At 57.6% G+C, this 12849-nt stretch carries 14 protein-coding genes; 8 read left to right on the top strand and 6 right to left on the bottom strand.

The window, feature by feature from the left end:
• Nucleotides 1-6: 6 nt before the first annotated feature.
• Nucleotides 7-282, bottom strand: coding sequence for a metal/formaldehyde-sensitive transcriptional repressor (locus M5B44_RS24420; RefSeq protein ID WP_096822565.1), 276 nt, complete (start codon nucleotides 280-282; stop codon nucleotides 7-9).
• 180 nt (nucleotides 283-462) lie between these two features.
• Nucleotides 463-774: a helix-turn-helix domain-containing protein gene (locus M5B44_RS24415; RefSeq protein WP_248740792.1), complete on the bottom strand. Its 312-nt coding sequence runs from the start codon at nucleotides 772-774 to the stop codon at nucleotides 463-465.
• 525 nt (nucleotides 775-1299) lie between these two features.
• Between M5B44_RS24415 and M5B44_RS24410 the strand changes: the two genes are divergently transcribed.
• Complete coding sequence (locus tag M5B44_RS24410; protein ID WP_248740791.1) at nucleotides 1300-1671, top strand: DUF6124 family protein; 372 nt, start codon at nucleotides 1300-1302, stop codon at nucleotides 1669-1671.
• A 10-nt stretch (nucleotides 1672-1681) separates the two neighbouring features.
• On the top strand, nucleotides 1682-1963 hold the full coding sequence (locus M5B44_RS24405; protein ID WP_248740790.1) for a hypothetical protein: 282 nt from the start codon (nucleotides 1682-1684) through the stop codon (nucleotides 1961-1963).
• Between the two features lie 85 nt (nucleotides 1964-2048).
• Here the strand turns inward: M5B44_RS24405 and M5B44_RS24400 are convergent, their stop codons facing one another.
• Nucleotides 2049-2387, bottom strand: a complete 339-nt coding sequence (locus tag M5B44_RS24400; RefSeq protein WP_007952931.1) for an FKBP-type peptidyl-prolyl cis-trans isomerase — start codon at nucleotides 2385-2387, stop codon at nucleotides 2049-2051.
• 142 nt (nucleotides 2388-2529) lie between these two features.
• Between M5B44_RS24400 and M5B44_RS24395 the strand changes: the two genes are divergently transcribed.
• Nucleotides 2530-3606: a sensor domain-containing diguanylate cyclase gene (locus M5B44_RS24395; RefSeq protein WP_248740789.1), complete on the top strand. Its 1077-nt coding sequence runs from the start codon at nucleotides 2530-2532 to the stop codon at nucleotides 3604-3606.
• A gap of 50 nt (nucleotides 3607-3656) precedes the next feature.
• On the opposite strand, the gene M5B44_RS24390 is transcribed toward M5B44_RS24395, so the two are convergent.
• Together M5B44_RS24390 and M5B44_RS24385 are read right to left on the bottom strand one after the other, a co-directional pair.
• The gene (locus tag M5B44_RS24390; protein ID WP_248740788.1) at nucleotides 3657-5354 is read right to left on the bottom strand and encodes an ATP-dependent nuclease; all 1698 of its coding nucleotides are present in this window, start codon (nucleotides 5352-5354) and stop codon (nucleotides 3657-3659) included.
• 156 nt (nucleotides 5355-5510) lie between these two features.
• Entirely contained in the window at nucleotides 5511-5819 is a 309-nt protein-coding gene (locus M5B44_RS24385; RefSeq protein WP_248740787.1) for an RcnB family protein, read from the bottom strand.
• A 208-nt stretch (nucleotides 5820-6027) separates the two neighbouring features.
• Between M5B44_RS24385 and M5B44_RS24380 the strand changes: the two genes are divergently transcribed.
• From M5B44_RS24380 to M5B44_RS24365, 4 genes are all read left to right on the top strand, one after another.
• Complete coding sequence (locus M5B44_RS24380) at nucleotides 6028-6624, top strand: LemA family protein (RefSeq protein WP_085711616.1); 597 nt, start codon at nucleotides 6028-6030, stop codon at nucleotides 6622-6624.
• A gap of 24 nt (nucleotides 6625-6648) precedes the next feature.
• Entirely contained in the window at nucleotides 6649-7698 is a 1050-nt protein-coding gene (locus M5B44_RS24375) for a M48 family metallopeptidase (protein ID WP_248740786.1), read from the top strand.
• A 158-nt stretch (nucleotides 7699-7856) separates the two neighbouring features.
• Nucleotides 7857-9149, top strand: coding sequence for an MFS transporter (locus tag M5B44_RS24370; RefSeq protein WP_248740785.1), 1293 nt, complete (start codon nucleotides 7857-7859; stop codon nucleotides 9147-9149).
• Nucleotides 9150-9162: 13 nt separating this feature from the next.
• A complete protein-coding gene (locus M5B44_RS24365) occupies nucleotides 9163-9930 on the top strand; it encodes a substrate-binding domain-containing protein (protein ID WP_248740784.1) in 768 nt (255 codons plus the stop codon).
• Here the strand turns inward: M5B44_RS24365 and M5B44_RS24360 are convergent.
• On the bottom strand, nucleotides 9920-10834 hold the full coding sequence (locus M5B44_RS24360; protein WP_102622005.1) for a LysR family transcriptional regulator: 915 nt from the start codon (nucleotides 10832-10834) through the stop codon (nucleotides 9920-9922). The genes M5B44_RS24365 and M5B44_RS24360 overlap by 11 nt on opposite strands.
• A 164-nt stretch (nucleotides 10835-10998) precedes the next feature.
• On the opposite strand from M5B44_RS24360, the gene M5B44_RS24355 reads away from it, so the two are divergent.
• Nucleotides 10999-12807: a monovalent cation:proton antiporter-2 (CPA2) family protein gene (locus tag M5B44_RS24355; RefSeq protein ID WP_248740783.1), complete on the top strand. Its 1809-nt coding sequence runs from the start codon at nucleotides 10999-11001 to the stop codon at nucleotides 12805-12807.
• Nucleotides 12808-12849: the final 42 nt, after the last annotated feature.

Below are 12849 nucleotides of genomic sequence, written 5' to 3'. Positions count from 1 at the left end.
CGGTGCTCACTTGGAATAACGGCGGATGGCTTGCAGCAACTCTTCCACGCCCTGGGCGCGGGCTTCGTCGCTGAGGTCGGGATGGGCGACATGCTCGCGGGCATGGGCCTCGATGAACTGCTCCATCAAACCGTTGACCGCACCGCGAATCGCCGCCATCAGGTGCAACGTCTTGGCGCAATCGGCCTCGGATTCCAGCGACCGTTCAACTGCCTGAACCTGCCCGGCAATGCGCCGGACCCGATTGAGCAACTCGCCTTTGTGTTCATGTGTGTGCGACATACCTATACCCCCTACCCCTATATGGCGAGCATAGTCGCTGTTCCGATCGAAAGGGGCAAGGCCTGTTTTCGACCGTCCGTCGCGGCTTGAAAATTTGATTGGGGAGAATGAGGCGGCGCGTCAGACGGCGCCGCCTCTGGAAGGATTTTCAGAGGCAGGGCCGCTGGGAACCCACGTCTGTCAGGCCCATTGCAGTGGCGGGGACGACGAGAAGCAGAGGTCTACGTCCAGTTTTGCGGCGGCCGACAGGTTGACCAGCGCATCCAGAGAGAACTTGTCGATTTTGCCGTTGAGTACGTCGTTGAGGCGCGGCTGAGTGATGCCAAGACGCTTGGCCGCCTCCTTTTGCGGAAGCTCCCAGGCTCGAATCGTTTCGCACAGCGTGCGCATCAGTTTGGCCCGCAGGCGCATGTTGGCCGCTTCCTGCGGCGTGTCTTCCAGTGCATCCCAGACGCTTGCGAAACGCTGGGCAGAGTTTTGATAATCCTTCATGGTTTAGCCTGATTCCTTGTGCTGGATGTGCCATGCAGGCTATATCGAAACCGATATAATTCAAGCTTGAAGTGGCTTATTAAATATCCAGTATCACAAAGCAGAAATTTGCGAGTCGGCACACTTGATAAGCCCACACAGAACCCCTGTGGGAGCGAGCCTGCTCGCGATGGCGGACTGAAAAATGACGCATCATTTTGCCCCCATCCGGGAGGCTACATTGCCTTGCGCCTTTGCCTACAACTACGCCAGAATCCGCCGGCTTGTGCGGTTTGGAGCCTGCCCGTAACTTGACTCGCATCACTGAATGGTCAGTGAACGGGTTTAGTCGCTCGGCGTTTTATCCAAGCTCGCAAGCTGTTTTTCAGTCAGGCATTCCCACGCCTGAACTCAATGGCGGCTGTGCGTAGGGCGCTCTAGGGCGCGCCAGTAGTGCTTGGATACTGGTCGACTAACCTGCGTACAGCTGCCACCTATTGTTTAGTCGCAAGAACGTGTCAGCCTCTATTGGAGGTTTCCAAGCAAATGATCAAGCCAACACCCAATCCTCCGGAAACAGACATCAAGTCCGAATCCGACCCAACCTCTCCCTACTCCACAACCGACTCAAAAAAACTCCACGAAGCCGCCGAGCGCGCCCTCGACCATTACCTGAAACCCACCGCCCCGAAACAGCACTGCCCCGGCCGCATGTTCCTCATCGCCCCCCACATCGATCAACATGCCTTGCTGGCCCACGCCTGCGAATCGATGGCCTCGGCCGGCGTGATGCTCAGCGACTTCGCCGCGTTGCTGGACCCGCCCTACCGCAATACCGTCCTGGGCATCGCCCAAGTGGTGATGTGTGGCGAACTCGCCGTGAACCGGGCGCTGGACACCCTCGATGCCACGACCTGAGGAACACTCCATGGAAAGCAAATCCGATGCACACGTCGTCGCCGCCCTGATCTCCATCGGCCTCAACGAAAAAGACAGCCAATGGGCCGAAAAGGCCTGTCTGCTCCTGCTCGAAAGCGAAAGAAAATCCATCGTCACCACCGCCCTCGAGGCCCTTGTCCAGCTCGCCCGCGATCACGGCAAACTGGACCGGGAACGCGTAATGCCGGCACTTCACAGCGTCAAACGCAGATTCCCGAGCCTGACCAGCACGGTTGCCGCGACGCTGGATGAGATGGCTATAGCTGCGTAACGTTTCAGGTAAAGGGCAAGAAAAAACCCGCTGCTCCGTGATCGGAGGCAGCGGGTTTTATGGCGTCAGCTGTAACGCGGAGCAATCAATCCTCCCGCGTCAAAACCTCCAGCAACTCAATCTCGAACACCAGATTCGAATTCGGCGGAATCTTGCCCATCGTCCGCTCGCCGTAACCCAGATGCGCCGGCACCAGCAGTTTGCGTTTGCCGCCGACCTGCATGCCCATGATCCCTTGATCCCAGCCCTTGATCACCCGGCCCGTGCCGATCACGCACTGGAACGGTTTGCCCCGGCTCCAGGACGAATCGAACTCGGTGCCGTCTTCCAGCCAACCGGTGTATTGGGTGGTGATCAATGCGCCTTTGACGGCGGCTTTTCCGTCGCCGGGCTGAAGATCGATTATCTGCAGTTCATCATTCATAACATTCACTCTATTGTTCCGCTGGCCGCCGTTTTCCCAGAAATGCCGGACATTGGCAACCGTTTGACCCAGCGTTGGCCGTGATGAATGATAGCCACCCGCCACCAACTCCGAATCGATACGCCATGTCAGCGATGCTTGAATGACTCAACTCTGGATCGGCTTTGCCCTTGTCGTTGTGCTGATGGTCGTGATCGCCGTGTTGATTCGCCACGAGCGTGCCCTGCGCCGGCAACTTGCCGAATACCGTGAATTGCTCACTCGCGCCGCCGAAGGTCAGAACATCCACCAGGATGGCGATGCCGAGCGCTTCAAGCGCAGCCAGTATTTTGCGCGGATCGGCACCTGGGATTGGGAAGTCGACACGGATCGACTCTATTGGTCGGACGCGATCTTCGGCATGTTCGGGTTCAAGATCGGCGAAGTGACGCCCTCCTACGCCTTGTTCTGCTCCTGCGTGCACCCGGACGACCGCGCCAAGGTACGCGCCGGGGAATTGCGCTGTCTGGAAACCGGTGAGAATCACGACGAGGAATACCGCGTGGTCTGGCCCGACGGCACGATCCGCTGGTTGCGGGAAACCGGCAACGTGGTGAAGAACGATCATGACGCGATGATCAAGATGATGGGCGTGGTGCGCGATATCACGGAAGAAAAGGCCTCGGCCAGTTACCTTCAGCACCTGGCGCACTTCGATCCGCTGACCGGTTTGCCCAATAGACTGGTGCTGGAAGAACGCCTGTCAGAAGCACTGGAACATGCCCGCGCGACCGAGACCCGGGTGGCGCTGGTGTTCATCGATCTCAACGGTTTCAAAAGCATCAACGACCGCTACGGCCATGCCGCCGGCGACCGCGTCCTGATCACCACCGCCACCCGGCTGAAACGCATACTGCGGGTCAGCGACACCGTCGCCCGCATCGGCGGCGACGAATTCGTGGTCATCCTGCAAGGCCTCGCCCCCGGCCTCAACCTGCAGGACGAAGCCCGCAGCATCTGCCAGAAAATCTTCATCGAACTGTCGCCGCCCATCACCATCGGCAACGACCAACGCCACATCGGCACCAGCCTCGGCGTGGCGGTATTCCCCGACCATGCGCCGACGATGGACCGGTTGCTGCATATTGCGGATCTGGCTATGTATGAGGCCAAGCGCAGCGGGAACAATCAGTATCGGTTGGGTGGCGGGCAGACGCTGAGACAAACGTTTGTGGAATGAGGCTCACGTGTTCATCGTCTACAAATGAATTACGGCGAGAAACTTCCTGGCTACATAAAATTCCAATTTCGAATACGTTCACAAATTTCGACCATACGCTCATTGATTTCCGGTCGAAAATTCAAGTTTTCTCGGGTAAGCAACTTAACGTACGACTTGGCTTTTTCAACTTTATTTGTATATTCAAACGCCTTGGTCACATTATGTTTCTTAAGATACTCGTTAATGCTTTCAAACATGCCAATATCATCAACATCGCCTAAGCCATTCACCGTTTGAAATACTTCCAGCGGAATGTAATTCTCAATTTCCCTGCATTGAGTGACCCATGCATAACCTCCGGAACCCTCAAGCATTTTCTTGGCATTAGACACCCTGCTTTTGAGTTCTGCTCCCTCACTTCTACGATCACCGTCGCAAACAAGAATAGCATTCTTGTTTATCCGCAGAACGCTAAGCGCTTCCCTGTTTTCCTGCGAAGGCAGCGACATATCGAAGTGAGACAACAAGCTGCCGCCAAACATTGCATACTGGAAGTGCACTCCCTCGCGAATATTGCCCCCACTCCAGATCTGGATAAATTTATTCATATAAATTCGATCCGACGGGCCTTCAATCCAAATCAACCCGTTTGCTTGCAGAAGATCACTTGCCTTGTTACCCAAATCAGTCAGCATTCCATACCCGTGCAGGCTACTGCTAACTACAGAACCAACCACCTCACCATTATCTTTCTGAATATGATTAATTTGCGCATGCTCTGAATGACTGTATACATCAATGGCGATACTCGAATGCGTTGTTATGAACATATGACAGTCGTTACTTACCGCAAAATTCTCCAAATACTGGAACAGTCTTCGTTGCAGGCTGGGATGAAGATTATTTTCCAGCTCCTCAAATGAAAAAATATAATCTTCTACCTTACCTCCTTCAAAAGCGGGACGAACCAAAAGATTTAACAACACTAAAATTATCGTTTTCAGTCCGCTGCCTGATTGAGAAAGCGGGTAGAGCTTTGCATTTTGTTCAGATAAATAGACTTCCCATACGCCACCCGTCTTGTTGTATTTTGTTGTTATCTCGACAAAACGAGTATCAGGACTAAAAATTTCGTTCAGCGCCCCAAGCAACGTCTTGGCAATAAGCTCCCTGTCAAGCTCAGAGTAATGAGAGTAAGCATGAATTATCTGAGTCGCACCTACACCATTGCTTGTAAACGCTGCCTTCTCATCATCATATTCAGGAACAATATCGCGATCCGCTCGCAACCTCACGTGCTTCTTACAAAGTACCTGATCACTAACATAATACGTACCATCAACTTCATCACGAAACAAATTGCTAGAATACCGTTCCTCTAGCCCAGCTCTTTCCTCCGGAGAAACCTCACGATCAACCCCCAAATATCGAGCACTGTCTTCCCGTTGCAAATAACTCACCACCGCACCTTTAAGGTGGCAATGATCAGCCTTCACACTCTCTTCATCCTCCTCATATAAAGGGCCATCGAAATCAATTTTAGAAAACACCTCATCGGTAATTGTTTCAAATAGCTCAATTTCAGAAAAAGGACTTTCATTCCACCCTTCTGGTTTACAAAGTGTATCCAGCACCTCTAAAAACGTTGACTTACCAACATTATTACGCCCCACCAACAAGTTAATATTTTTGACAGAATGAACACTTGCCCCACGAGATTTGAAACACTTATAGTCTTTTACGGAAAACCCGAAATTTATACTCATGACAATCCATTGAAATCCAACAAAAGGGCATTCTGCCATCATTTCAATGCATATATCCAATTACCGTATGGATTACTGATGCCCTTCAGCCGGGGGCCATCGCGGGCCAGTCACATAAACGCAAGCTGCACTTTCCCCGCGATGTCAAGCTAGCGGCTAACGCTCCACCGGCTTGATATCCACAATCGTCCCGTTGGTGATCATCACCATCACGTACTTGTCGTTCATCTGCACCCACTGCGCCTGCGGATCGGGTTGCTTGAGGCCTTTCTGTTTCCAGTTCTTGATGGCTTTTTCGCTGCGCTGGTAGACGTCCGGGGCGCGGTCGTTGACCCTCAGTTCGCGGCCGTCGGTGGGCGAGCGTTCGACGGTGTCGGTCGAGGGTTGCGCCGCTTGAACGAGTGGGGTGATCCCGGCGATGCCGGCGACGAGGGCCAGGCTGGCGATCAGGGTCTTGTTGTTCATCGGTGAACCTCCTTCAGATGTGTGATACCTGAACTCCGACTGCGGGGTTCGGGAATCATTCCTTGTTTTTTGATGATGCGGGACTTGAGATTGTAGTCGCGCCCCGGAGCACCATCCGGGGTTCCCCCGCTGCATGGCAATTACAGCCAATGGCCACCAATTACGATAAGATCCCGCGCGCCCCCGCCGAGTGAACAAGGACATCACCGTGAAAATCTACCTCATCGTCAATCTGGTGCTGCTTGCGGTTCTGGGCCTCTACGCTGTCAGTCTTTTCAACAAACTCGTTGCCCGGCGCAACGAGATCAAGAACGCGTTTGCCCAGGTCGAAGTGCAGCTCAAGCGCCGCTATGACCTGATCCCCAATCTGGTCAGTATCGCCAAGGGTTATCTGGCCCATGAGCGCGAAACCCTGGAAGCGGTGATCGCTGCGCGCAATGAAGCCGTGGCGGGACTTGAAGCTGCGCAGGCCAAACCGGGCAATGCCCAGCACATCGCGCAACTGGGGCTGGCGGACAGCGCACTCAGCAGCGCCGTGGGTCGATTGAACCTGACCCTGGAAGCCTATCCGGAACTCAAAGCCTCGCAGAACATGCAGCAACTGAGCGAAGAGCTGAGCAGCACCGAAAACAAGGTGAGCTTCGCGCGCCAGGCGTTCAACGACGCAGTCATGGCCTACAACACCCTCAAACAGAGCTTTCCTGCGGTGCTGCTGGCAGCCAGTTTTGGCCATCGCGATGACGCCGTGCCGCTGAAGTTTGCGGATACGCTGGCGATCAAAACCGCACCCAAGGTTTCTTTCTGATTTCTGCTTTCCATGGATGGTCCGATGAATTTCTTTGAACGACAAACCCAGGCTCGCAACCAGACCCGACGGCTGGTTTACATGATGATTCTGTCGATTGTCTCGCTGGTCTTCCTGACCGCCCTGCCCTTCGTTTTCAATGGTTTTGAAGATTACTTGAGCGGCACCGGCACGCTGGCAGATGCCTTTCTGGCGATGGCCGTCATCGCGTCGTTCATCAGCGGCATCGTGGTGATTGGCGGCCTGCTGAAATACCGGCAACTGCGAGCTGGCGGCAAAGTCGTTGCAGAGAAACTGGGTGGCCGCCTGCTCAACGGCAATGCGCACACGCTGGACGAGCAGCGCTTGATGAACGTCGTCGAAGAAATGGCGATTGCCTCCGGCACCCGCGTGCCGGCGGTGTATCTGTTGCCGGACGAGAGTATCAACGCCTTCGCAGCCGGACTTACACCGGAGGATGCGGCCATCGGTGTGACCCGTGGCGCGGTGAAGTTGCTGACCCGAGAAGAACTGCAAGGGGTGATTGCCCACGAATTCAGCCACATCTTCAACGGTGACATGCGCCTCAATACGCAACTGGTGGCGGTGGTGCACGGTCTGTTGGTGCTGGGGCTGGCGGGTACTTACATAATGGCCAGTCTGCTCAAGCGCGACAAACGCGACGTGCGGTTGATGCTGGTAGTTTTTGCGCTCGGTTTCGCACTGTGTGTGGCCGGATTTATCGGGCATCTGTATGGGAATTTGATCAAGGCAGCGGTCAGCCGCCAGCGCGAGTTCCTGGCCGATGCGAGCGCGGTGCAATACACGCGCAATCCGCAAAGCATTGTTGGCGCGCTGAAAAAAATCGGCGCCCATAAACAAGGCTCCGTCATCAACTCCCCCCGCGCCGCCGAGTTCAGCCATTTGTTTTTCAGCACGGGAGGATCAGGCTTGCTGAGTCGGATGTTTGCGTCACACCCTGATCTGAGCGTGCGCATTCGTCGAATCGATCCGCAGTGGGATGGCAGTTTTACAACCGCCACTGCGCCGGGTGTGCCGGCGAAGAAACAGGAAACGGCCACACCGCTTCAATAATGCGGCTGCCGCTCGATATGGATTGATCCGTCCTGCGCATCAATCCATACCAACTATGCAATTAACAGATCGATCCCCCTGCGCCACTATCCGCCCCAATAAAAACCGTGCGCCGCCTCCCCGTCGCGCACGTCATAAAAGCGGTGGAGTATTTTTCGATGACAGCCTCAATCCCACACGGCGGCTCGCGGGCCGGTGCCATTTTCCGGGTGACCTCGGGTAACTTCCTCGAACAGTTCGACTTCTTTCTGTTCGGCTTCTACGCCACGCAGATCGCGGCGGTGTTCTTTCCGGCGAGCAGTGAGTTCGCTTCCCTGATGATGACGTTCGCGGTGTTCGGCGCAGGCTTTTTGATGCGTCCGCTGGGGGCTATCGTGCTCGGCGCTTACATCGATGACGTCGGTCGTCGCAAGGGCCTGATCGTCACCCTGTCGATCATGGCCAGCGGCACGATATTGATTGTGCTGGTGCCCGGATACGAATCCATTGGTCTGTTCGCGCCGGCGCTGGTGCTGGTCGGGCGCTTGCTGCAGGGCTTTTCGGCCGGTGCGGAACTGGGCGGCGTTTCGGTGTATCTGTCGGAGATCGCCACACCGGGCCGTAAAGGCTTCTTCACTGCCTGGCAGTCGGCCAGCCAACAGGTTGCGATCATCGTTGCCGCTGCGCTTGGCTTTGCGTTGAATCAGTGGATGGCGCCGGACGTGATTGCCGATTGGGGCTGGCGGATTCCGTTTTTCGTTGGCTGCATGATCGTGCCGTTCATCTTCCTGCTGCGTCGTAACCTGGCAGAAACCGAAGAGTTTGCCACCCGCAAGCATCGCCCGAGCATGAAAGAAGTGTTCCGCACCCTCGGCCAGAACTGGGTCGTGGTCATCGGCGGGATGTTGATGGTTGCCTTGACCACCACCGCGTTCTACCTGATCACTGTGTACGCGCCTACCTTCGGTAAAACCGTGCTGCACCTGAGCACCTCGGATGCGTTGCTAGTGACGCTGCTGGTGGGCGTTTCGAACTTCTTCTGGCTGCCGATCGGCGGCGCGTTGTCGGACCGTTTCGGCCGTCGTCCGCTGTTGATCACCATGTCGCTGCTGGCCCTGGCGACCACTTATCCGGCGCTGTCGTATCTGGTGCAGGCGCCGAGCTTCAGCCACATGCTGCTGTCGCTGCTCTGGCTGTCGTTCATCTACGGCATGTACAACGGCGCGATGATTCCGGCGCTGACCGAGATCATGCCGGTTGAGGTTCGTGTGGCCGGTTTCTCGTTGGCCTACAGCCTTGCCACCGCGATCTTCGGCGGCTTCACACCGGCAATGTCGACCTTCCTGATCCAGTACACCGGCGACAAGGCTGCGCCAGGCTACTGGATGAGTGTCGGCGCGCTGTGTGCGTTGTGCGCGACGCTGTATCTGTATCGCCGTGCGGGCGGTCGTCTGCAACCTGCAGTCGCTTGAGGAGCCAGCCAACATGAAGAAGCTCTTCAATCTGACCGCCCTCGCCCTCCTCGCCTTCAGCGCATTTGCTCAAGCTGAGGAACTGCGGGTAATGACCTCCGGCGGCTTCACCGCCGCCTACAAAATCCTCGGCCCGAAATTCGCCGCGAACACCGGCAACACTCTCGACACCATCCTCGGCCCGTCGATGGGCAAGGCCCCGGAGGCGATCCCCAATCGCCTGGCCCGGGGTGAACAGGCCGACGTTGTAATCATGGTCGGCTACGCCCTCGACGACTTGATCAAACAAGGCAAGGTCGACCCGGCCTCGCGGGTGGAACTGGCGGATTCGCGGATTGGCCTGGTGGTGCGCGAAGGCGCGCCGAAACCGGACATCAGCAACGTCGACGCCCTGAAGAAAACCCTGCTCGATTCGCAGTCGGTGGCCTACTCCGACAGTGCCAGCGGCGTGTACATCGAGCAGCAGTTGTTCAAGAAACTCGGCGTCGAAGATCAGTTGAAACCGAAGGCGAAGATGATCCCGAAAATCCCGGTAGGCTCCGTGGTCGCCACTGGCGACTATCAACTGGGCTTTCAGCAGGTCAGCGAGTTGCTGCCGGTGCCGGGTGTGACGTATGTCGGGAAGATCCCGGAATCGGTGCAGTCGGTGACACGCTTCGCGGCCGGGATTCCGGTGGGTGCGCAGCATCCACAGGAGGCCAAGGCGTTGCTCGCCTATCTGGCCGCGCCTGCCGCCCAGGCCGACGTGCAGGCCACCGGGCTGGATTCGGTCAAGCGCTGACCTTCGGCGGCTGGACTTTCATTTCCACCACCAGCCGCTCCAGTTCCAGTGCCGCCGGGGTCAGCGTACGGCCCCGGCGCTTGATGATGCCGACGCTGCGCATCACTTGCGGATCGGTCAGCGGCACCCGCGTCAGGATCGGGTGATCCGCCGCCGGCATCGCCATCAACGGCACCGCCGCCACGCCCAGTCCCGCTTCCACCAGACCGATCATCGTCGTCACGTGCAGGGTTTCGCAGATGCTCGGGCGTTGCGGCACCACTTTCGCCAGCGCCTGATCGAGCAAAAAGCGATTGCCCGACGTCTTGTCCAGCGAGATGTAATCCTGCTGGTAGAACTCGTCCCAACTGACGCTGCTGCGCCCGGCCAACGGATGATCGCGGCGACAGGCAACCACGTAGCTCTCCTGCACCAGCGGCTCGAAATCCACGCCCGCCTCCTGGGTGCCCATGAAACTCAGCCCGAAATCCGCCTCGCCATTGACCACCGCCGTCAGCACGTCGTGGGCGCTGGAGTCGAGGACTTTGACTTTGATTCGCGGGAACTGCTGGTGATAGCGGGCGACCACCCGCGGCATGAAGTAGTACGCCGCCGACGGCACACAGGCGACGGTGACATGGCCCTGTCGATTCGAGGCGACTTCGCTGATGCCGAGCAACGCCACGTCCAGATCGTCCAGCAAACGCTCGACACTCGGCATGAAACCACGCCCGGCCTGGGTCAGGCTGACTTTGCGCGTGGTGCGTTCGAACAGCTTTACGCCGAGGGCGTCTTCAAGCTTTTCGATGCGCCGGCTCAATGCCGGTTGCGAGATGCGCACGGTGTCCGCGGCCTTGCGGAAACTACCCTGCTCGACCACGGCGCGAAAGGCTTGCAGGTCGTTGAGGTCGAAGTTGATGGCCATGGGAGACTCGGAAGGAATTGATTCGCTGAGGCTATAAATGTAACCAATTGATGCAAATTGTTACAGGAGCACATGCGCTCAAGCAGGGTCTGCGGTAGATCTGTAATCGTTTCAGCCTTTATCCTTGTCGCCCCCCGCCGTACCGCGTTACTGGAGTTCCGCTCATGCCCCATGAAGGCAATCTGTTGCAAGCCGCTGTCGTCTTCCTCCTGGCCGCCGTGCTCACCGTTCCTCTGGCCAAGCGCCTGCAACTGGGCGCGGTGCTCGGTTATCTGTTCGCCGGGGTGATCATCGGCCCGTCGGTGCTGGGCCTGATCGGCAATCCGCAGAGCGTCAGCCATATCTCGGAACTGGGTGTGGTGTTGCTGCTGTTCATCATCGGTCTTGAGCTTTCGCCGCGACGTTTGTGGGTGATGCGTAAATCGGTGTTCGGCGTTGGCCTCGCGCAGGTGTTGTTGACCGGTTCGGTGATCGGCGTTCTGGCGTTGTCGGTGTTCGGCCAGCCGTTGAACAGCGCGATTGTTTTGGGCCTGGGACTGGCCCTGTCGTCCACCGCGTTCGGCCTTCAAAGCCTCGCTGAACGCAAGGAGCTGACCAGCCCCCACGGTCGCCTGGCTTTTGCAATTCTGCTGTTCCAGGACATCGCCGCAATCCCGCTGATCGCCCTGGTGCCGATGCTCGCGGGCGTCGACCACCACACCAGCACCGCTGACGACGTGCGCCACAGTTTGCAGGTGCTGGGCAGCATCGCCGTGGTGGTGATCGGCGGGCGCTATCTGTTGCGTCCGGTGTTCCGCGTGGTGGCGAAAACCGGTCTGCCGGAAGTGTCTACCGCCACTGCGTTGCTGGTGGTGATCGGCACGGCGTGGTTGATGGACATGGTCGGCGTGTCGATGGCGCTGGGCGCATTTCTCGCCGGGTTGCTGCTGGCGGATTCAGAATATCGCCATGAGCTGGAAGCGCAGATCGAACCGTTCAAGGGTCTGCTGCTGGGGCTGTTCTTCATCAGCGTCGGCATGGGCGCCAACCTCAGCCTGTTGTTCAGCGCGCCGATTACCGTGCTGGGGCTGACGCTGCTGCTGATCGCCTTGAAGTTGCCATTGCTGTTTGTGGTCGGGCGTCTGGCTGGCGGGTTGAGCAAAGTCAGTGCGATTCGCCTTGGCATCGTGCTGGCGGCGGGTGGTGAGTTTGCCTTTGTGGTGTTCAAGATCGGTCGCGATCAGGGTCTGTTCGAACCGCGCCTGTACGACTTGCTGGTGCTGACCATCACCCTGTCGATGGCCGTCACGCCGTTGTTGCTGTTGATCTGCGCACGGCTGGTCAGCCCGAAGGTGCAGCCAGTGGAAGTGCCGGAGAAATTCCGCCAGATCGACACCGAAACTCCACGGGTGGTCATCGCTGGCATGGGCCGGATGGGTCAGATCGTGGCGCGGATCCTGCGGGCGCAGAACATCAAGTTCGTCGCGCTGGACACCTCGGTGGAAACCATCGAACTGTCGCGCAGTTTCGGCGGCGTGCCGGTGTTCTACGGCGACCCGATGCGCCCGGAAATCCTCAGCGCGGCCAAGGTCGGGGAAGCGGAATATTTCGTGATTGCCACGGACGATCCGGAGACCAACATCAAGACCGCCGAGATCGTGCGCAAGCTTTACCCGCACATGAAGATCATCGCGCGGGCGCGTAACCGGCAGCACGTTCATCGGTTGGTGGATGTGGGGGCCGATCCGATCCGGGAGACCTATTACTCCAGTCTGGAAATGAGCCGTCGCACACTGGTCGGCCTAGGTTTGACCCAGGCCCAGGCCGACGCGCGGATCAAGCGTTTCAAGCACCATGACGAACAGGTGCTCGAGGCTCAACACGCGGTCTACGACGATGCGGCCAAAGTCCTGCAGACCGCCCAGGAAGCGCGGGCGGAACTGGCCAGACTGTTCGAGTCGGATCAACTGGAAGAACAGTCCGGCAAGTCCTGAGCCCCGCCATCAAGCCTTCCCGTGCAATGCGCGGGAAGGTTC

Origin of the sequence: Pseudomonas sp. MWU12-2029 (genome assembly GCF_023242425.1) — a bacterium.
In the GTDB taxonomy this organism is placed as follows: Bacteria; Pseudomonadota; Gammaproteobacteria; order Pseudomonadales; family Pseudomonadaceae; genus Aquipseudomonas; species Aquipseudomonas kribbensis.
The sequence above is the reverse complement of the archived record's forward strand: the minus strand, read 5'-3'. Positions and strand labels throughout refer to the sequence as shown.